The sequence below is a fragment of the Spirosoma oryzicola genome (assembly GCF_021233055.1).
Lineage (GTDB): Bacteria > Bacteroidota > Bacteroidia > Cytophagales > Spirosomataceae > Spirosoma > Spirosoma oryzicola.
Map to the genome: position 1 here is coordinate 5,446,005 of NZ_CP089538.1, position 18,990 is coordinate 5,464,994.

Annotated in this window: 15 protein-coding genes and 1 tRNA gene; 10 read left to right on the forward strand and 6 right to left on the reverse strand. The window is 48.5% G+C overall.

The annotated features are described in order from the left end of the window. Nucleotides 1-4: 4 nt before the first annotated feature. The 7 genes from LQ777_RS22920 to LQ777_RS22950 all read left to right on the forward strand — a co-directional run bounded on the left by LQ777_RS22920 (nucleotide 5) and on the right by LQ777_RS22950 (nucleotide 7,929). A complete protein-coding gene (locus LQ777_RS22920) occupies nucleotides 5-1,810 on the forward strand; it encodes a RagB/SusD family nutrient uptake outer membrane protein (protein ID WP_232560263.1) in 1,806 nt (601 codons plus the stop codon). A 184-nt stretch (nucleotides 1,811-1,994) separates the two neighbouring features. Next, a complete protein-coding gene (locus tag LQ777_RS22925; RefSeq protein ID WP_232560264.1) occupies nucleotides 1,995-3,452 on the forward strand; it encodes an FG-GAP-like repeat-containing protein in 1,458 nt (485 codons plus the stop codon). A gap of 105 nt (nucleotides 3,453-3,557) precedes the next feature. Beyond that, the gene (locus LQ777_RS22930) at nucleotides 3,558-4,478 is read left to right on the forward strand and encodes a DnaJ C-terminal domain-containing protein (protein WP_232560265.1); all 921 of its coding nucleotides are present in this window, start codon (nucleotides 3,558-3,560) and stop codon (nucleotides 4,476-4,478) included. Between the two features lie 14 nt (nucleotides 4,479-4,492). Then, complete coding sequence (locus LQ777_RS22935) at nucleotides 4,493-4,795, forward strand: chaperone modulator CbpM (RefSeq protein ID WP_232560266.1); 303 nt, start codon at nucleotides 4,493-4,495, stop codon at nucleotides 4,793-4,795. Nucleotides 4,796-5,090: 295 nt separating this feature from the next. Further along, nucleotides 5,091-5,408, forward strand: coding sequence for a GNAT family N-acetyltransferase (locus LQ777_RS22940; protein ID WP_232562900.1), 318 nt, complete (start codon nucleotides 5,091-5,093; stop codon nucleotides 5,406-5,408). A 113-nt stretch (nucleotides 5,409-5,521) separates the two neighbouring features. Continuing rightward, nucleotides 5,522-6,676, forward strand: a complete 1,155-nt coding sequence (locus LQ777_RS22945; protein ID WP_232560267.1) for a prolyl oligopeptidase family serine peptidase — start codon at nucleotides 5,522-5,524, stop codon at nucleotides 6,674-6,676. 188 nt (nucleotides 6,677-6,864) lie between these two features. Next, a complete protein-coding gene (locus LQ777_RS22950; RefSeq protein WP_232562901.1) occupies nucleotides 6,865-7,929 on the forward strand; it encodes a DmpA family aminopeptidase in 1,065 nt (354 codons plus the stop codon). 6 nt (nucleotides 7,930-7,935) lie between these two features. Here LQ777_RS22950 and LQ777_RS22955 read toward each other — a convergent pair whose 3' ends face one another. Next, the gene (locus LQ777_RS22955) at nucleotides 7,936-9,999 is read right to left on the reverse strand and encodes an OPT family oligopeptide transporter (RefSeq protein ID WP_232560268.1); all 2,064 of its coding nucleotides are present in this window, start codon (nucleotides 9,997-9,999) and stop codon (nucleotides 7,936-7,938) included. A gap of 95 nt (nucleotides 10,000-10,094) precedes the next feature. Between LQ777_RS22955 and LQ777_RS22960 the strand changes: the two genes are divergently transcribed. Beyond that, nucleotides 10,095-10,170, forward strand: a tRNA-Gly gene (locus LQ777_RS22960). Nucleotides 10,171-10,544: 374 nt separating this feature from the next. Here LQ777_RS22960 and LQ777_RS22965 read toward each other — a convergent pair. The 5 genes from LQ777_RS22965 to LQ777_RS22985 all read right to left on the reverse strand — a co-directional run bounded on the left by LQ777_RS22965 (nucleotide 10,545) and on the right by LQ777_RS22985 (nucleotide 16,076). Continuing rightward, entirely contained in the window at nucleotides 10,545-11,150 is a 606-nt protein-coding gene (locus LQ777_RS22965) for an exonuclease SbcCD subunit D C-terminal domain-containing protein (protein WP_232560269.1), read from the reverse strand. A gap of 233 nt (nucleotides 11,151-11,383) precedes the next feature. After that, the gene (locus tag LQ777_RS22970) at nucleotides 11,384-12,868 is read right to left on the reverse strand and encodes a hypothetical protein (RefSeq protein WP_232560270.1); all 1,485 of its coding nucleotides are present in this window, start codon (nucleotides 12,866-12,868) and stop codon (nucleotides 11,384-11,386) included. Nucleotides 12,869-13,075: 207 nt separating this feature from the next. Further along, nucleotides 13,076-14,617, reverse strand: coding sequence for a DUF5123 domain-containing protein (locus tag LQ777_RS22975; RefSeq protein WP_232560271.1), 1,542 nt, complete (start codon nucleotides 14,615-14,617; stop codon nucleotides 13,076-13,078). A 277-nt stretch (nucleotides 14,618-14,894) separates the two neighbouring features. Further along, nucleotides 14,895-15,278, reverse strand: coding sequence for a hypothetical protein (locus tag LQ777_RS22980; RefSeq protein ID WP_232560272.1), 384 nt, complete (start codon nucleotides 15,276-15,278; stop codon nucleotides 14,895-14,897). A 234-nt stretch (nucleotides 15,279-15,512) separates the two neighbouring features. Continuing rightward, nucleotides 15,513-16,076 carry an SHOCT domain-containing protein gene (locus LQ777_RS22985; RefSeq protein WP_232560273.1) on the reverse strand — a complete coding sequence of 188 codons (564 nt, stop codon included), beginning with the start codon at nucleotides 16,074-16,076 and terminating at the stop codon, nucleotides 15,513-15,515. A 357-nt stretch (nucleotides 16,077-16,433) separates the two neighbouring features. On the opposite strand from LQ777_RS22985, the gene LQ777_RS22990 reads away from it, so the two are divergent. Together LQ777_RS22990 and LQ777_RS22995 are read left to right on the forward strand one after the other, a co-directional pair. Beyond that, nucleotides 16,434-18,011: a DHA2 family efflux MFS transporter permease subunit gene (locus LQ777_RS22990; RefSeq protein WP_232560274.1), complete on the forward strand. Its 1,578-nt coding sequence runs from the start codon at nucleotides 16,434-16,436 to the stop codon at nucleotides 18,009-18,011. 361 nt (nucleotides 18,012-18,372) lie between these two features. Beyond that, the gene (locus LQ777_RS22995) at nucleotides 18,373-18,720 is read left to right on the forward strand and encodes a hypothetical protein (RefSeq protein WP_232560275.1); all 348 of its coding nucleotides are present in this window, start codon (nucleotides 18,373-18,375) and stop codon (nucleotides 18,718-18,720) included. Nucleotides 18,721-18,990: the final 270 nt, after the last annotated feature.

The following is an 18,990-nucleotide window of genomic DNA, read 5'->3' on the forward strand; positions in this document are numbered from 1 at the left end:
AACAATGAAAATACCTCAGTATATAACAGTCCTTGCGGTCATGGCCGTCGGATTAACCTTCGATTCCTGCAAAGAAAGTCTTGAAATTCCCGCTCAAGGTTCGCTAAGCGGAGAGACCCTGACGACGCAGAGTGGTATCAATGCCTTACTGACCGGCGCTTATGCCGCGCTCGACGGGCAATACAACAATGGATCAGCCTTGAACTTGAGTGGCACAGACGCCTGGCAGGCTTCACCCAGTAACTGGACCTATGGTAGTATCGCCGGTGGCGAAGCCCATAAAGGCAGTGACGGTAGCGATCAACCCGCGATTGACGCTATTGCTAAGTTCACGGCGGATGCCAGTAATGGTTTCTTTAACGGAAAATGGCGAACGGTGTACGAAGGCGTAAACCGTACCAACACTGTTCTGCGAGTGCTGGGCCAAGCACAGGGCATTTCCCAAACTGACCAGACAAGCTTCTCAGCGCAGGCTCGTTTTCTGCGAGGTCATTATTACTTCGAATTGAAGAAGATGTGGAACAAGGTGCCCTGGATTGACGAATCCGTTGAAACAGCAACGGCCAGTGTCCAGACCAATACCGAAGATATCTGGCCCAAGATTGAAGCCGATTTTAAGTATGCGATGGATAATCTGCCCGCTTCGCAATCGGACGTGGGCCGGGTCAATAAGTGGGCAGCCGCTTCCTATCTGGCGAAAACGTACCTGTACGAGCACAAATACGCCGAAGCCAAAGCGCTTTTTGATCAGATCATCGGCCAGGGCGTAACCAGCAACGGCTTGAAATACGCCCTGGTGACCAAGTTCCATGACAATTTCGATGCGGCTACCGAGAACAACTCGGAATCGGTCTTTGCCATTCAGATGGTTGCCAACGACGGAACGGGTACCATTGCCAACGCCAATCAGGGCGATATGCTGAACTTCCCGTACGGCAACAGCCCTTTCCGCTGCTGTGGTTTTTACCAGCCTTCGCAGGATCTGGCAAACTCGTATCGGACTGATGCTACCGGGTTACCTTACCTATCGGATTACAACAGCCATCCGGTAAAGAACGACCAGGGTATTTCGTCTACGCAGCCTTTTACGCCAGACGCCGGAACGTTAGACCCTCGTATCGACTGGACCATTGGTCGCCGGGGTATCCCTTACCTGGATTGGGGTAACCACCCCGGTGCCGACTGGATTCGGAGCCCAGGCCAAACCTACGCAGGTCCGTATTCGCCGAAAAAGAACATTTACATGCAGGCTACGCAGGATCAGTACGCGGACAACCACTCCTGGGCACCCGGAACGGCGATCAATCTGAACATCATTCGCTACGCGGACGTACTGCTGATGGCTGCCGAAGCCGAAGCGCAGCTCGGCAATTTCGAACAGGCACAGACCTACGTCAATCAGGTACGCGCTCGGGCCGCCAACCCGGTTAACTTTGTGTACAAGTATTCGAATGACGCGACTCCGCTGGCAGGTTATTCAACAACGCCCGCTGCCAATTATAAGATTACGGCTTATCCAGCCGGTACGTTTGCTGGATTGGGTAAAACGGGGGCGTTGAATGCGATCTACTTCGAGCGCAAACTTGAATTAGCGACAGAAGGTCACCGGTTCTTCGATTTGGTTCGCTGGGGTATCGCCGAAACCGTGTTGAATAACTACTTCAACTACGAAAGTACGATAACAACGGATATTCGGGGCGGTCATTTTACGGCTGGCAAAAACGATTACTACCCGATTCCGCAACGGCAAATCGACTTGAGTACATCGAGCGGTAAGTCGTCGCTAACCCAAAATCCGGGTTATAATTAATTGCGAATTGACGACAAAAAGAGGCAGTCATTGGGCTGCCTCTTTTCATTTAGGCCCCAGTAAAACCTTTTAAGCAACCACAACCTCTAACATGCGAAGGCTCTCTTTTCTTTCTTCTTTCCGTGGGCTTCTTGTCGTGTTAGGAGCCTGTATTACGTTAACAAGCTGCCATTCGAACACTACTGTGTCGAACTCCTCGGGTAAGGAACCGACCAGCGAAGGTGAAAAATTAGCGCAGCAGCATTGCAGCACCTGCCATTTGACTGTTGCGCCTGATGCGCTGGATAAAGAAACATGGCTTAAACACGTATTACCGGCTATGGCCCCCAAGCTAGGATTGGAGGTATGGCAGAAAACCCAGTATTATCAGCCGCCCACTGCTACCATCTCGCTCGCCGACTGGACAAAGCTCGTTGCCTACTACGAAAAACTGGCACCCGAAAAGCCGACGCAGACTAAGCCACCTACTGAATTAGTCAACGACTGGTCTATCTTTAAACTGGTAAAACCCACCGAGATCAAAAGCGAATTAGCGACAACAACGATGGTTGCCTTTGATTCAGCCAGGGGAACAATCTACTCCAGCAACGAAACCAGCTCCGGCCTTTATCAGTGGAGTTCATCACTGAAGCCAGCGCTTATCCGGCAACTCCCCTCCCCCGCCGTTCAGGCTTCCTTTATCGACAGGCCAAACGGTTCACACCAGACACTATTGACCTGCATCGGTACCATGCTGGCCGTTGACCAAGCCCGTGGCGAAGTCTTACAGCTCGATCTGAATAAAGCCGCAACGACTCCGCCGGTTTCCATTGCCCAACAACTTCCCCGCCCCATCCAGTCAACACCGGGCGACTTCAACCGCGATGGACTGACGGACTGGATCGTTTGTGGTTTCGGGCATAACGTCGGTGGTTTGTACTGGTTAAAGCAACGGCCCGATCATCAATTCGATAAGCTTGTTATCAAAGAAGTACCGGGCGCAACGCAGGTTATTCCGGGCGATTTCAACAAAGATGGCTGGCTTGACTTTATGGCTTTGTTTGCTCACGCCGACGAAGGCATCTGGCTTTTTACAAACGACCAGAAGGGCGGTTTTTCGGAACGAAACCTGCTCCGATTTCCTCCTGTTTACGGCTCCACCAGCTTTCAACTAGTCGATTTTAATAAAGATGGAAAGCTGGATATTTTGTATACCTGTGGCGACAACAGCGACTACTCGCGTATTCTGAAACCTTTTCACGGAATTTACCTCTTCACAAATCAGGGTAACAACCAGTATAAGCAAACGTATTTTTACCCGATCAATGGCTGCACCAAAGCAATTGCCGCTGACTTCGATCACGATGGCGATGTGGATATTGCCACCATTGCCTTCTTTGGGGATCTAAAAAATAAACCGGCTGAGACCTTTGTTTATTTCGAGCAATTAGCACCTGCTCAATTCCGTCCCCATGCTGTTCCCGTAAGCCAATACGGTCGGTGGATTTGTATGGATGCCAACGATTGGGACCACGATGGCGATATAGATATAGTCCTAGGCAACTATTCGCAGGGCTTTCTCAACGAAGTAGGTTTTACGCCAAACTGGAACGGGTATCTTCCCCTGATCGTGCTGGAAAATAAAGTTTCTCTATCGCCCTAGATTAGGTAGTAAACGGGTTTACCGGTAGCCTACGCACGGCTGCGACAACCTTCCCGATTCTTCTTAGTTATAAGGGTGGCCATCACTTAAACGCACCCACCTTTTATGGATTTTATCGATTACTACAGCGTGCTGGGCGTACCGAAAACAGCCTCAGACGAAGACATAAAAAAAGCATACCGAAAACTTGCCCGCAAGCATCACCCGGATTTGAACCCGAACGATGCAGAAGCGCACAAGAAGTTTCAGCAGATTAACGAAGCCAACGAAGTACTAAGCGATCCGGACAAACGAAAGAAGTACGATCAATACGGTAAGGACTGGCAACACGCCGAGCAGTTCGAGCAGGCCCGGCGTGGAGACGCCCGTAATCAACAGCAGTATCGCCAGTCGTACGCACAGGGCAATGCCGAAGACTACGATTTTTCGGGTGGCTTTGGCGGATCGGACTTCTCGGATTTCTTTTCGTCAATGTTCGGTCAGGAAGGCGGTTCAGGCGCTGGTCGTCGGCAGGCGACATTTCGGGGTCAGGATTATCAGGCCGAACTCAACCTCGACCTGCGCGATGCGTACACAACGCACAAACAGACCATGACGGTTAACGGGAAAAACATCCGGATAACCGTGCCAGCAGGGATTGAAAATGGTCAGAAGATTAAGCTGGCCAGCTACGGGGCACCAGGCGTCAACGGCGGTCCAAACGGCGATCTATACATCACGTTTGTCATCGCGGAAGACAGTCGATACAAGCGCAAAGGCAACGATTTGTATGTCAACGAAGAAATCGACTTGTACACGGCGTTATTGGGTGGCGATAAAGTTATTGAAACCTTGGATGGGAAAGTGAAAGTGCCGATACAGGCCGAGACACAAAACGGGACTAAAGTACGGCTAAAAGGGAAAGGCTTTCCCGTTTACAAGCAGGAAGGCTCTTTTGGTGACCTGTACGTACAGTGGCAGGTTAAATTACCCACTAATCTGACCACCGAACAAAAAGAACTTATCCAGAAACTAGCCAGCCTGTAATCGCCTAACATCTTATGCTACCAACCCACTTAATCTCCGTCAGTGATTTCTGTGTGCATCATCACATCGAAGTTGCGTTTATTGACTTGCTCGAACAGCAGGGGCTTGTTGAAATTATTACTGTCGAACGTATTACCTACGTACAGCCCGACCAACTGGGTAGATTGGAAAAGCTAGTCCGGTTGCACCAGGAGCTGGCGATACACCCAACCGATCTGGACATTGTAAGTGATCTGCTGGAACGCGTGGAAGGCCTTCAGAATCAGATCACACAATTGCAGAATAGACTGGTCTTTTACGAGCGATTAACTGACTAGGTCATAATTTTTTGACATAACTCGACGCAAGAACTGTGCTCGCCAGACCAACGACAAGTCGGTCGTCGGCAGAATACTGTTGCCGAAAACGACGAGGCCGGATCGACTTATGGAACATAAACTAGTTTTACCACCGTTCGCCGACGCCAGCTTATGAGTACCAATCTTAGGTATCGATTCGCGACAAGGTCCGACCTGCCCAAAATCGTTGACCTGTTGCTGGATGATCCCTTGGAGCCTTACGGGAGAAATCTGAATCCATTTTAGACGAGGCTTATTACTGCGTCTACGAAAAATCAGGGTCGACCCGAATCAGGAGTTAACCGTTGTTGAGCTAAACGGAGAGGTTGTTGGCACTTATCCTCTTACCTATATTCAATACCTAACCCATAAAGGCCGTCTACGGGCTCAGATTGAAGCAGTGCGTGTGGCATCCTTTTATCGTGGTAAGGGGATAGGCAGACAAATATTCGAGTGTGCCAATGGCCGAGCGAAAGCAAAAGGTTGTCACCTAGTCCAACTCACGACGGACAGACAACGCCCTGAAGCGATTACGTTTTACAAATCCTTAGGTTTTGTCAATACGCATTATGGAATGAAACTCAAACTTTGATAGTCGGTAGTGTGGACCTTGTCCGTTCAAATGAAACATCGTCCGTTCATAAATAACTAATATGTATCACCTACTACTAAGTTTAACATTGTAGCGATTGAATCTTCGACATAATGATAAAGACGCTACTTGGTATATGCTTTTGTTTGGTAGTTCACGTTCTGAAAGCCCAATCGTATGAGCAACAGATAGAGAAAGCGGCACAGGCAATCAATAAAAAAGATTTCTGTGCCGCCCTGCTTGTTTTCAAACAGGCCTTGACCGATACAACCAAAGTTAACCGGTACGACTACGCCTATGCGGCTTTAGCGGCCGCAAACTGTCACGATCAGCATCAGGCACTTATCTGGTTGGACAAGAGTCAGCAAAAAGGCTTCGGCTTACAAGACGGGGAAATTGAGTCGATTGCCAAGGACTCCGCCTTCAGTAGCTTACACACTTCTGCGGAGTGGGGGATCTTACTGACCAGGATGCAGCAGGCGAAAGAAAAGGATAAGTTAGCGAAGCAAATAGCCAGCGAGCAGTGGCTGGAATCAAGTCTACGCCATGCGCAATTGACCGAATCGGAAGGGGGTATGGCTAAACCGTTCCCCGCTGGATTCGCGCTTTATTTTCAACCAGCTGATACAATCAATGTCCCCTACCTGATTTATGTACCCAGCTCATTCAACCGGGCTAAACCCGCTTCCTTGATCATCTATCTTCATGGTGGCGTGGTGAATCAAGATCACTTTGCTTACCGGGACCCTCAAGTAGCTAACGAACCCATATTCAAAGTAGCCCATCGCTACAATGCGCTTGTTCTATATCCCTTTGCCCGAAAAGACTTTGGCTGGGTCGATCAGGAAAATGCTTTCAAGCATGTATTAACCGTGCTTGATCAGGTAAAAAAGCGCTACGCAGTCCCCTTTGACCGTATTTACCTGGGGGGCATGTCCAATGGCGGTACGGCTACTTACTGGTACGCCACCAAACATGCCCATTTATTCTCTGGTTTCTACGCCTTTTCGCCCTGGCCCTCGCTCAAATCATCGCCAACCGATTATGCGAAACTCTCAAGCGGCAAGCCCTTTATGTCGATCAATGCCAAGGATGACACGGTTTTTCCTTATTCAGCAGTAAAAGCCATTTACGACCAGCAACAAAGCAAGGCTAGAGACTGGCGGTTCAAAAGCATAGCTGAAGGAGGGCATGGGTTTATTTATGAACCGGGTGGCCCCCTACTGATGCAGGAAGTGTTCGACGAGTTATTTCGCGAAAAGCACTAGCAAACTATTTTCAGATAATTATTTCCAAGCGTGTTGGCAGCTCTCCTATGGGCGGTATACGCGATAACACGTATATTCTGCTGTATCTTGGCATCGAAATCGTTTCATCTTTATTCGTCAGCCGGATGTCGCTCGCTCATTGCCTTCTGCTCACAACGTGTTTTTTGGTTGTAACAGGTTATTCCGTAATGGCTCAAATGGCCCAAAGGCCCCGAGAATATGGTATTCGATTCGGCGTATTGCCAACGGGGCCGCTCAATGCGATTACCGATGTACCCGGCGTTCGGGTTGGTCAGGTAACGCTTAGCGAAGGGCAAAACATCCGCACGGGGGTAACGGCTATTCTGCCGCACAACGGCAACCAGTTTCAGCAAAAAAGCCCGGCAGCCATTTATATCGGGAATGGTTTTGGAAAGTTGATGGGGTTTAGCCAGGTTGACGAGTTAGGAACGCTCGAAACACCGATTGTACTGACCAATACCTTAAGCGTACCCACCGTAGCCGATGCCCTGATTGATTACACATTAGCGCAACCGGGAAACGAGCAGGTTCGATCCGTCAATCCAATCGTTGGTGAAACAAACGACGGTTCGCTGAACGACATTCGCGGTCGGCACATCACCAAACGCCATGTGCTCGACGCGATCCAGCAGGCCAAAGCCGGACCGGTTACTGAAGGAAATGTCGGAGCCGGGACAGGAACGGTTTGCTTTGGGTTTAAAGGAGGTATCGGTACGGCCTCCCGGAAACTACCTGCATCGTTGGGCGGCTACACGGTTGGGGCACTTGTACAAACCAATTTTGGTGGAGTTTTGCAAATAGCGGGCGTACCGGTTGGCGTTGAACTAGGTCGTTATTCGTTCAAAGAAAAATTGGACGGCTCCTGCATGATGGTCATCCTGACCGACGCGCCGTTGGACGCCCGTAACCTCAAGCGCTTGGCCAAGCGGGCGTTTATGGGTCTGGCGCAAACGGGCGGTATAGCGTCCAACGGCAGCGGTGATTACGTGATTGCCGTATCCACCGCTTACCGTATTCCCCACGAAACGGCTAACCCATTTGACGAGTTAAAAATAGTACGAAACGACAACGTTTCTCCTTTGTTTATGGCAGCCATTGAAGCCACCGAAGAAGCGATTATCAATTCGTTGTTTGCCGCTCAGACCAGTGTTGGCGACCAAGGGCGTACCGTTGAACAATTACCTGTCAACAAAGTCATCGACTTATTGAAAAAGGCTGGACAGATTCGTTGAAATGACTTATCGCCTGCTTTCCGCTACCCGCCATAAGATGCCTGCCAAGCCCGCGAAAGAAAGTGCGCCCAGCAGCATATAGCCCCCTTCACCCAAGGCTCGGCCTAGTGCGGGTTCCAGCGTCAACGAGCTAAGCCCATTGTAAATGGATTCGTTGACAGATAGTAAGGCGACTGCCACGCCGGCCAATGCTCCCCCCGCAACTAGGCCCGTCGCAAAAAGGTTACCCTTGCCCAAATCCGCATCTTCTTCGACAATTCCTTTTCGCTTTGCATTCCAATCAACAATCGCTTTCATCAGACCGCCCACAAAGATCGGCAGCGTTGTGGAGAGCGGTAAGTAAAGTCCGACTGCAAAGGCCAGCGCACTAACGCCACATAGCTCAAATACGAAAGCCATAAACGCACCAACCAGCACAAACTGCCAGTCGAGGTTGAAGGATAGCAATCCTTTGATCAGCGTAGCCATCAGCGTTCCCTGTGGAGCGGGAAATTTGTCAGAGCCAATAGCGTGCGTAATACCCTGAGCCAGCAGATCTGGCGTGGGTGTATCCAAAACCCGTACCGTAGCGCCTACGACCAACGACGATACGATAACACCAATGAATAAGGCCATTTGCTGGTACTTAGGTGTGGCTCCAACCAGATAACCCGTCTTCAAATCCTGCGATGTCCCACCGGCATTAGCAGCCGCCACACAAATCATACTGCCCACGACCAGCACCGCCGGTTCGTACACTTTTCCGGTCAGACCAACGGCAATAAACACGAGAGCCGTGCCCATGATCGTCGCGATGGTCATACCCGAAACTGGCGACGAACTGGACCCAATCAATCCCACGATACGGCTGGCAACCGTCACGAAAAAGAAGCCAAAAACGATAACCAGCACCGCAATTAGTAACTTGGTTAGCAACGAATCGCCCGGAATTTGCGGGAGTACAACCATTAAAGCCGCCAGAATGATACTGCCAATGACAACGATACGAACGCTTAAATCCTGCTCGGTACGCGGAACACGGTTACTTCCGCTTAAGGCGTCTTCGGACTCAATGGCGTTGATCGATGATTTTGAAAAACTTTGCCGAAACGACGAGACAATAGTTGGAATCGTTTTGATAAGCGTCATAAAACCACCCGCTGTCACCGCCCCCGCACCGATTTGACGGATATAGGCCCGGTAGATAGCCGCAGCTGCATCAGAAAACGTATGCGTCGCCGGATTCCAGCCACCTGGTCCACCCGCCGTTTGCAGATTGTCAAGGTAGCCTAATTTTTGAAGCTGTAACGCAATGGTATCACCCGGTACGACCGATGCCAGTAGCGGAATGAGCGCCAGCCAAGCCAGAATCCCTCCTCCAACGAGCACCGCCGAAATACGAAAACCAATAATATAACCGACACCCAGATATTCAGGCGTTATTTCACCCGCCACCTGTGCTGATGGGAAATAGCGGTTAGCTTGCTTCGTCGCCCAGACTGGCACTTCGGCAATCACGTGTAGTACTTTTTGCAACAAGGCGTAGAAGAGAGCGACGCCTAGCCCCTGGTAGGCCGTTTTCGCAAAATCACCACCCTTTTCACCAGCGATGAGCACGGAGGCACAAGCCGTACCTTCCGGATAAGGAAGCGTACCATGCTCCTGCACGATCAGCGACCGGCGTAGAGGAATCATCATCAACGTACCGATCAACCCTCCCAAAATAGCCAGGGTCAGAATAGTCCAGTAGTTAAAAAAATCGGCCCCGCTTCCGCCCGTTAGAAAGAGGAATCCCGGCATGGTAAACACCACCCCCGACGCAATACTTTCGCCCGCCGAGCCGGTCGTTTGAATGATGTTATTTTCGAGGATTGTCGTATTCAGAAACCGACGACCAAGCGAAATAGCCAATACTGCGATTGGAATAGAAGCCGACACCGACAGACCCGCCTTTAGCGATAAATATACAGTTGCTGCCCCAAAAAGAACTCCGAAAACGGCTCCGGTTATGATGGCTTTGAGCGTAAACTCTGCCGGCGATTCAGAAGCGGGGGTGAAAGGATTGTGGGCGGGAATCGGATCAGGGGTCATAAAAAACAATTTTTTTCAAAAAAAGGGAAAAATACCGTTAACCAAAAGAACTTGACAAAGTCGCAGATTTTACAAAACTTTGTCATAGAAAGCAAGCGGGAGTAGCTCAGTTGGTAGAGCGGCAGCTTCCCAAGCTGCAGGCCGTGGGTTCGAGACCCATTTCCCGCTCCATGATTCCGAACTCACCGTCAGGCACTTACGCTTTATTCGTAGGTGCTTTTTTCGTTTAGAGGCTATTCGGCCTTTTCGTTGGAAGGCTTTAGACGCTTGTATTTTTACGACTATGCAGCAAGTACGCCAAGCAATTGAGAAATGGCCCTTAGCGTATAAGTGCCGAACATACTCACCAGGCATTGAGGGCGGTCGATTGCCGATAAGCCAATTAAGTTTCAGTCAAAACTAGCTCACTAAACGGGACAAGGACAGCTATCTTTATAACACTTTGCTGCCCTGAATCGAAAGGTACTTTACTGCTCACCACTTCAGCATTCCTTTCTACGATTATTCGCTTTCATTCGATAAAATGTGGTAAGCGTAGCAAAAAACTATTTACGGAAGGTTGTAATGGCTTCCTCATAAATCCGCACGCCCGGTATCTGCCGTACCCCGTGAGAAATGTCTGCCTTGATAGCGGCCTCATCCAGCTTCCAGTAGCCGTTAGGTATTTGATTGTGATCGACTATCTCATAGGTCCACCTCATCTGAACGCCTTTCGGCTTATCAACAATAGCTACCTCAGGGGTTAGCCAGTTGGTTTGACCAGACTCAGCTAAGGTGGCTTGTTGAGCAGCCTCGGCCTGTTGGTGCTCCCGAATGCGCAACATCTCCTTGTTATAGTGCTCAACAGCGTCTTTCAGCGGCTGCATAGCGGCCATGATCGGTGCCGTCAACTCTTTTTCAAGCTCCATCCAGTCGTGTTTCTGTTTGTCAAGTTCGCGGGTGATCTTCAGCCGTTCAGCCGCTACGAGCTTAATTAGCTCATGCCCCTGAGCCACATGTTTAATCAAGATCTCTTGCTGCTCGGCACTACCGCATATGGCAGGCTGGCGACGCAAAAAAGTCACATAGTCCGTTAAGGTAGCTTGAAGTAGTTCACGACCATTAGAGTCGGTCAGTGACAGGCTTGTATTAGGTTTAGATGGCGTATCCATACCCCTAAAAGCATTCGGGGCTCCTAAATGTTAGAAGGAACATTCTTGATTCGCTTTTGCAGCCTGTTAGATTCTCAGGCACAGGAAACTATGTGAGTCGATAAAGAGAATAAATATATTTTTAGGCTATCACTTTCGTAACTATCGTCTACCAACGGGCAAATGAAATGCCATGATAAGCAACGCCCAGACCTGTAGTGATCCGGGCGACTAGTGAAATTAACAGCTATAGCCTACTTTTTCTTTAGTAACTGTTCAACAAGCTGTTCCAACTTATTTAGCTTTGCTCTCAGTTCTTGATTCACAGTTTGCTGGTGTTGATTAGCCTTCTCCAGTTGAATACTATATAGAGTCAATTCTTCAATCTTCTCCAGGAGCTTAGCGTCCATCTTGGCCGCTTCAATACCCTGCTCGACTACCTCAGCCGCCGACGGTACACCTGGCAGGTGCTGATGCTGTTGAATATAGGTATTCACCTCCAAGAGCGAACGTAGCTTGTAGCCACTCATAAACACTTTATCTGACCAATCGGCTACGCTCTGCACTGAGTACCGGCCTGCGGAGGTCAGAATTAGCTTACCTGTGGCGTCAACGGTGAGTAGCTTGTCAGCCGTGGTGAGTTGAACGGGACTATTGGCGGTGAGTCGACTTATACGAATACCGGATTCATGCTCAATGCCGCTGTTAACGTCTAGACGAGCGGTAGGGGCTGAGGTACCAATACCGACGTTTGCTTCGTTGCCTAATACAACTGCGTTACTTATAGCTACGTGACTGTTTGCGCCGATGGCCGTCGCATTAATCAGATTTTGAGCGATAGCATCAGCTCCGGTGCCCACGTATGTATTGCGTGATCCATTGTCATGGTTGCCTGTGTTAAAGCCGATATAAACATTGTCATCTGAGTCACTGCTGGATGGTCCTGCACCATTGCCTACGAACGTATTGTGGCTACCTGTGATATTGCCCCGGCCTGATGATGTTCCAAAGAAGGTGTTGCCCGTTCCGGATGTATTGGTATGTCCAGATTGATAGCCAACGAAAGTATTGCCATCAACATACGTGTTAAAACCTGCTCTATAACCAACAAATGTATTCTGCACACCATTCTGATTGGCAAAGCCTGTTTTACTACCTACGAATACATTACCAGAAGCATTATTGTAGAAACCTGCTGAATCGCCAACCATGACTATATTATTTCCGTTTCGTCCGAATTCATTAGCATAGGCTCCAACAAATACATTAGAATAGCCTGTCGAGTTATTATAGCCAGTAAAGAAACCAATGGCAACGTTATGGCGACCAGTTGTGTTAGAATAACCCGATTGATAGCCCAAAAATGAATTATAGGCTCCCAATGTGTTTTTATACCCCGACGAGCCGCCTATAAACAAATTGTATGACCCTGTAGAAGTGTTGTAGCCAGCATAACTACCAACAAATGTGTTAATAGCACCAGTCGTATTATTAAAGCCAGCCTCGCTACCGACGAATGTTCCACCTAGACTGCTGGTCGCTTTGTTGCCAGCATTAAAGCCGGTAAAAACATTATGATTACCAATCAAACCAGCACTCCCAGCATTGACCCCTACCATTACATTGCTCTGTCCTGGGTTATCAACAGCGGGCGAATTAATAACTAAGTTATTTTGTGCTTGGAGGCTCAGCGAGAAGAAAACAAGTGAAGAGAGAAATGAGTAAACAGGGTTTTTCATAAAAAACAATTAGATGCCCTAGCGGAGCTAGTAGCAGTGGGTACGACTTGGATTTACTATTGATACCAGGAAGTTGAGTAAGAATATGCCGGACGGTCTTTAAGGTCCCTTCTTGTACCCGCTTCTCTATAAACTTATAGAGAAGCGGGTACAAGAAAGAGCGAAAAAGTATATAGCCAGATCTGCTACTTTAGTCTCTAAACAAACCTACTGACTTAACTGCAACTTAGCGTCGAGGGCATAAATTAGTTGTGATCCGGTCTCAAAGGTTACCCTGCCAGCAGTACCGATGTAACCAGACGACAAAGTAATTCTGTGTTTGATCACTGCCGCATCAGTCGCCGTTGGTACCCGACCACAGGACCAGATAGTGGCATCACTCCATAGTCCATTCTGCAACGTATACATACCCGAGGAGCAATCCGAACCCTGGTATTCGTAAGCACCCATATCAATCCGTCCCGCCTGCAGCCGCTTATTACCGCCTAAATCCAAGCTGCCTACCATAGCCGTTGAACTAGATGGATCGCCAGTGTTGATGCAAGGACTAGAAAGCTTAAGCCGAAAGTCGTTGGTCGCTGGGTCAGCAAACAAAGGATCAGCATTAATATTGCCCATTCCCGTATAGACGCCATTACCCTGAATATTTGAATAGGTGATATCTGGGTAGTTTCTGAAACTGAACACCGCTGGTTCGTTAGCTACTCGGCCCGTGTTTCCCCAAAAAATACAGTTTATTAGCTTGGCTTTTATACTATTTTGGGAGTCGTAAAAATAGATAGCGGAAGCCGACTGAGTGATGTAGTTCTTCGTGAAGGTACAATTAAGTATAATAGGTGTACTAACACCATTATAACCTATTCCGAAATAAGCTGCTCCGGCATAGAAGTATGCTGTATTCTGGTTAAACAAGCAGTTGACCAATGAGGGTTTGCTATTGCCTACGTAGCATGAAGAAAAACTAATCGCTCCACCATCGTACTCGCTCTTATTACGGTTGAACTGACAATTAATAAATATTGGTGCACAGTAACCGTCAAAACCCGCACTTTTGACTGCACCTCCATTTTCATTAAAGGCTGTATTTTGGTCAAACACGCAATTCACAAATGAAGGAGTACTATACCCTGAAACTTCTCCGGTATTGTATACAGCCCCTCCACCCTCAGCCCTGTTTTTCGCGAAAACGCAATTTCGAATTGTTGGATTGCAATAGTTACCGACGCCATCTCCCTTATTCAACATTCCTCCGCCATACCAAGGAAAACCTGAGCCTTCTTGGTTGCCCTGTGTAATAACAAAGCCGTCCAGAATCGCCGTGCTATCAAGCTTAGTATTGCTAATCACATGATAGGTGTTGTCGTCAATAAGTCCTGTGGTACCAATATCACCGCTTAGCGTAGTGCTGCTAGGCTTACTTGGACTGGTGGGAGGACGCTGGTCTGGGGACGACTCAGTGCCGATAAAGCCACCGTAGATAGCTACCCCATTCCGCATCGAAAAGCTAATAGCTCGGTTGGTAGTAGTGGTCGGCTTATACGTACCGGCTGCTACCCAAACCTGACTTCCAGCTTCTAGTGAGCTAAGCCGACTTTGCAACTGAGAGCTAGGTAAGGCATTGGCCCATGAAGAACCGGACAAATTACCCGCTCCCGCTTCAGTGACATAAACAATGGATTGAGCCGACGAAAAGCAAAATGACAAAACAAGAAGACTGGCGAGTAAAAGTCGAGTGAACACCTGAAACACAAGTTTATAGGATTATTACAAACTTAGCCGATGTAAATCGATTAACAATGAACAAATGATAAACCAAACATTTGGTGTATACAAGGAAACGAGACTTTCTTCTTAAGCTTAGAAGACCGCTTCAAGATGTCGCTTCGAGATTTGTCCAGTGTTTTATTGTAAGTTCAGTTGGCGAAGCTAGTAAACTGTTGGACAGCACAAACATGTGCGGAATGGCTGTCTGTCTTGTGTTTGCGCAGTGGCCTCTTAGAAGGCCACTGCCCGGTTTTTGAAAAGATCACATTTCCTTACCTTTTCTAGGAACCCTGGGACGACCTAGATAGTGATCGATATGGTGAGTTAAAACGATTGCCTGCTGGCTTAGCCGCGTCAGATCAATTGTATGCGTCTGCAACTGAATCGGGTTATCAAGCACGTCCACTTCCTGAGACAAACGACGTAGATGGTTATGCATCAACTGTAGATGCTGTTGAGTCTGCTGCTTGATGTGTTCAAGAGTCGAAGATTCCGAACAGTCTTCAGTGTTCAGGTGATGGGTTCGTTTGGCCAGTAAAGCATAACTAAATCGGAACTGTTCAGCTGCCTTAAGCCAAAGATCGAATTGGTGAGAAGTAGTTAGATCAGTGGTTAATAAAGGATCATTTAATAGTGATAAAGGCATAATTGACTCGATTCAGTGTAGTGAATGGGGTACCTACGTATTTTGAACCAGTATCAATTCATATGCCAAATTCTGAAAAGCCCTCTTTATATCGGCTAACCAACCATCTTTTTGATTGAATGGACCACTTAAGCAATATTTTCTCTTGCGCGGAGACATTAAGCCTTTGTTCAGTATAGCTGGCAATCTGTAGCCAGCACGTGGAGGTCCGGAGTACTACAATTCTTAACCTTATCAGTTGAGCAACTTCCTTCTACGGCTTTCGTATTCCTGTTGAGTCAGAGTGCCAGCGTCCAAGGCCGCCTTTAGTTTAATTAACTCCTGAGCAATCTTAGCAGGTAAGGCCGGTGAAGCGGCAGCGGAAGGACGGTACTTGATGGGCGGCAGCAGTTCACCAGCGTTGATGGCACTATCAAGAGCAATGTAATAAGGAGGAAGGGTACCGGGGCTAATTGCGCCATACACACCAAACCCATTCTCCGCGGAGCCTCTTGCTATCAACTCTTTTAGTACTACTTTCTGACCTGAGTACGTGTGGTTTAGCGACTTTTGTGCGTCCGAGTCATCGCTGGCTGAAAGCGTATGAATATAAACGAATCCTTTATCCTCCTTGGAGCCTTGTCCCAGTTGCAACGTATCGCCAGCCGACAGTATCCAGCCAGGAACTTGGGTCTGATAACCTGCTTTAAGTCGTTTAGCATCTGGCTGCTGGGTCCTTGCTTCTTGTTGCGTAACAGGTCGGGGTTTGCCATCCTGCTGAGCCTTGCTAGGTTGTGAAACAAGTAGAAGACAGACCAAGCAGGTCAACGTATACTTGTGAAGGTTGTAAACATGTTGCCTATTGCAGAAGTCGCGAGAGTGCTGAAACAGGCGGCTTTTAGCTAAAGTATGAATCATATTACGTCCAGTAGTGGGGTGTTAGCTCTATAACTCAAGCAGATAAGTTAAGTTTTACGCCTGGCACAATTGATCTATGACTTTGCCTTCTGCTTCACCGGCCAAGGCGGGCAGGTCTCGATTTCAGCCTTTCAGAGAATAAGTCTATCTATTCATCAAGTTCTTATTGGAAGAAGTTTTGCCAGACCGAACCAATTAGTAAACCAAATTGACTACCTGCGCGTTGGCTCTATAATACTTATTACTGCTCACTTATTTATGCAGGCTACTCTTACTGCCAGTGCGCCCGCTGTTCCGACGGGCCTCGTTCGTTTTATCATTGTTGTCACGGCTATTTCAGCGGCCGTTATGGAGCTTATTGACGTAACGATTGTCAATGTGGCCCTCAACGAAATTGCCGGAGCCTTAGGTGCAACCATTGAGGACGTAGCCTGGGTGGTCACCTCCTACGCTATTGCCAATGTCATTATTATACCGATGACGGGTTTTCTGGCTGATTACTTCGGGCGTAAACGGTACTACGTCGCTTCCATCATTCTCTTTACGGTTGCCTCTTACTTCTGCGCCAGTTCGACGAGCTTGTGGCAGTTAGTTTTCTGGCGATTTATTCAAGGTATGGGGGGCGGAGCGTTGCTATCTACCTCGCAGGGTATCATTTTTGACGCTTTCCCGCCAGACAAGCGTGGTGTTGCATCCGGCATATTTGGCATGGGCATCATTCTTGGTCCTACGCTGGGACCCTTCTTAGGTGGGGTCATTGTCGATAACTATCATTGGTCGTATATCTTCTACGTCAACGTACCTATTGGCATTCTGGCGACGGTACTAACCATGCTTTACATCGCTAAAAAGCCCGGTGAAGGTACTCGTAAACACCTGATCAAAATCGACTATGCGGGTATTCTGCTGCTATCAGTGGGCGTCGGTTCACTTCAGTACGTGCTTGAAAAAGGGCAGTCCGACGACTGGTTCGAATCCAAGGCAATTGTGGTGCTTACACTAACGGCCATCCTTGGGCTGGGCGGCTTCGTCTGGCGTCAACTTACTGCTACGCACCCCGTTGTTAATTTGCGCGTGTTGAGCAAGGGGACACTAGGTGTGACCACAATCTTTAGTTTCGTGGCAGGTGTTGGATTATTTACATCGGTCTTTGTGTATCCTGTGCTGGTGCAGCGTATCAACGGGTTTACCCCAACGATGACCGGCATTTCGCTGCTTTGGCCCACGCTGGTAGGTATTCCTTTGTTTCCTTTGATTGGTAAACGGTTGTCCGGGGGAGCTTCACCCTTACCCTTCATTATCATCGGGATGGTTACGTTTGTGGTGTTTGGCTTTTACAGCGGCACTTTGAACGGGCAGGCTAATCAGTGGGACTTTTTTTGGGCGCAGATGATGCGCGTAGTTGGTGTAACCATGCTTCAGCTACCGCTTATCAACCAAGCTGTTGCGGGTTTGCCTCCTCAAGATTTCCCATCGGCTATCGCGCTTAACAATATGATTCGGCAATTAGGAGGAGCCTTTGGTATTGCATTGGCAAACACGTTCGTCGCGCGTGACTACGCCCAGCATCGATACGATCTGGTGGCCAACCTTGACCCGGCTAACCCGCTACTGGCTGAACGACTCAAGCTGATGGGCGGAGCCAGCGACCGGGCTTATAAACTCCTTGATTTGGCGGTTGATAGACAGGCTTACCTGCTGTCGTACCTGGACACATTTCGGCTGGTAGGCATTTTCTTTTTGATTATCCTCCCACTAGTTTACTTCCTGCGAACAAAAAAGAAATCAGCCCAAGAGATTGCCCTAGCGGCAAAAGCGATGTCCGAAGCGCATTAATTGTTAGTCAGCTGACTCATTTGAGTGCATTAAGTTAGGCTCTTGGTTCCTCTACGGCTTGAAGGCTGTAGTCTCAGGAAAATCCAATCCGCAGGTCCATGCTCTACTGTGTCCATTGGCAAGGCCAACGTGTCATAGTACAGTGTGTGCTTGCATCAGTTGAAGACAGGAGGTACAAACTCACAATTACTAGTATGGGACAACGCTTGACGAGCCATTGCCAATTAACACTTAGAGATCAAACTGTATTTTAATATACTCGTATCACTTGGTGCTGAATAGTCCATACTCTCATTGATTTAAGCTTTTGCTGGCTGAACGTGGTTAGCAGGTTAAATCGCTAATCAATTAACTCAGGGGTATGAAAAAGACAATCATCATTGGAGCCATGCTAATAGGCATCGCGACCTTCAGCGCTCAAGCGCAAACAAATGGATCAAATAACAGTGGCAACGGTAGTAGCGGGTCGACATCTCAGCAGGGATCGTCAGCCACTAGCGGTAGTAATAGCAACAGTCAGGGAACTCGTAGCAAGTCCAGTCGGTCTGGTTCGGTCAGTGATGGCTCGACTAACAACGGTAATCGCAGTCACGGTAACCACTCGCTAAACGCCCAAGGCAGTGTATCGCCGTCTAGTCAGGGTGGTTCGTCGGGTAGCGGTGGCCGTAAGGGTAAAGCAACAAAGTCGACTTCAACCAGCTTGAATTAATATACCGAGCTATTTACCGCGAATAAGTGGTTACATGCTCGTTACTGCCCGGGCTGGTACCAGTCCGGGCTTTCAATTCCTAATCCCTTTTTATTCAGTGTCCTCTTTAACGAGCAGAAGTTTGCTGATAGCCCTGCTGCTCATCCTTTTATGAACCGGATGCCACTACGTTTTGAAACTTGTGCTCGTATTATAGTGGGCAACTTCCGCTTACTGGCTAAAACTTCTTGAAAGCGTAGAAAGCAGGCTCCAGGAAATTAGCACCGAAGC

Excerpts from the sequence above, each read along its gene's own strand:
- LQ777_RS22950 (WP_232562901.1), top strand. The coding sequence starts at position 6,865 with ATGGCTCAAATGGCCCAAAGGCCCCGAGAATATGGTATTCGATTCGGC.
- LQ777_RS22990 (WP_232560274.1), top strand. The coding sequence starts at position 16,434 with ATGCAGGCTACTCTTACTGCCAGTGCGCCCGCTGTTCCGACGGGCCTC.
- LQ777_RS22965 (WP_232560269.1), bottom strand. The coding sequence starts at position 11,150 with ATGGATACGCCATCTAAACCTAATACAAGCCTGTCACTGACCGACTCT.
- LQ777_RS22955 (WP_232560268.1), bottom strand. The coding sequence starts at position 9,999 with ATGACCCCTGATCCGATTCCCGCCCACAATCCTTTCACCCCCGCTTCT.
- LQ777_RS22980 (WP_232560272.1), bottom strand. The coding sequence starts at position 15,278 with ATGCCTTTATCACTATTAAATGATCCTTTATTAACCACTGATCTAACT.
- LQ777_RS22970 (WP_232560270.1), bottom strand. The coding sequence starts at position 12,868 with ATGAAAAACCCTGTTTACTCATTTCTCTCTTCACTTGTTTTCTTCTCG.
- LQ777_RS22920 (WP_232560263.1), top strand. The coding sequence starts at position 5 with ATGAAAATACCTCAGTATATAACAGTCCTTGCGGTCATGGCCGTCGGA.
- LQ777_RS22930 (WP_232560265.1), top strand. The coding sequence starts at position 3,558 with ATGGATTTTATCGATTACTACAGCGTGCTGGGCGTACCGAAAACAGCC.
- LQ777_RS22995 (WP_232560275.1), top strand. The coding sequence starts at position 18,373 with ATGAAAAAGACAATCATCATTGGAGCCATGCTAATAGGCATCGCGACC.
- LQ777_RS22945 (WP_232560267.1), top strand. The coding sequence starts at position 5,522 with ATGATAAAGACGCTACTTGGTATATGCTTTTGTTTGGTAGTTCACGTT.
- LQ777_RS22935 (WP_232560266.1), top strand. The coding sequence starts at position 4,493 with ATGCTACCAACCCACTTAATCTCCGTCAGTGATTTCTGTGTGCATCAT.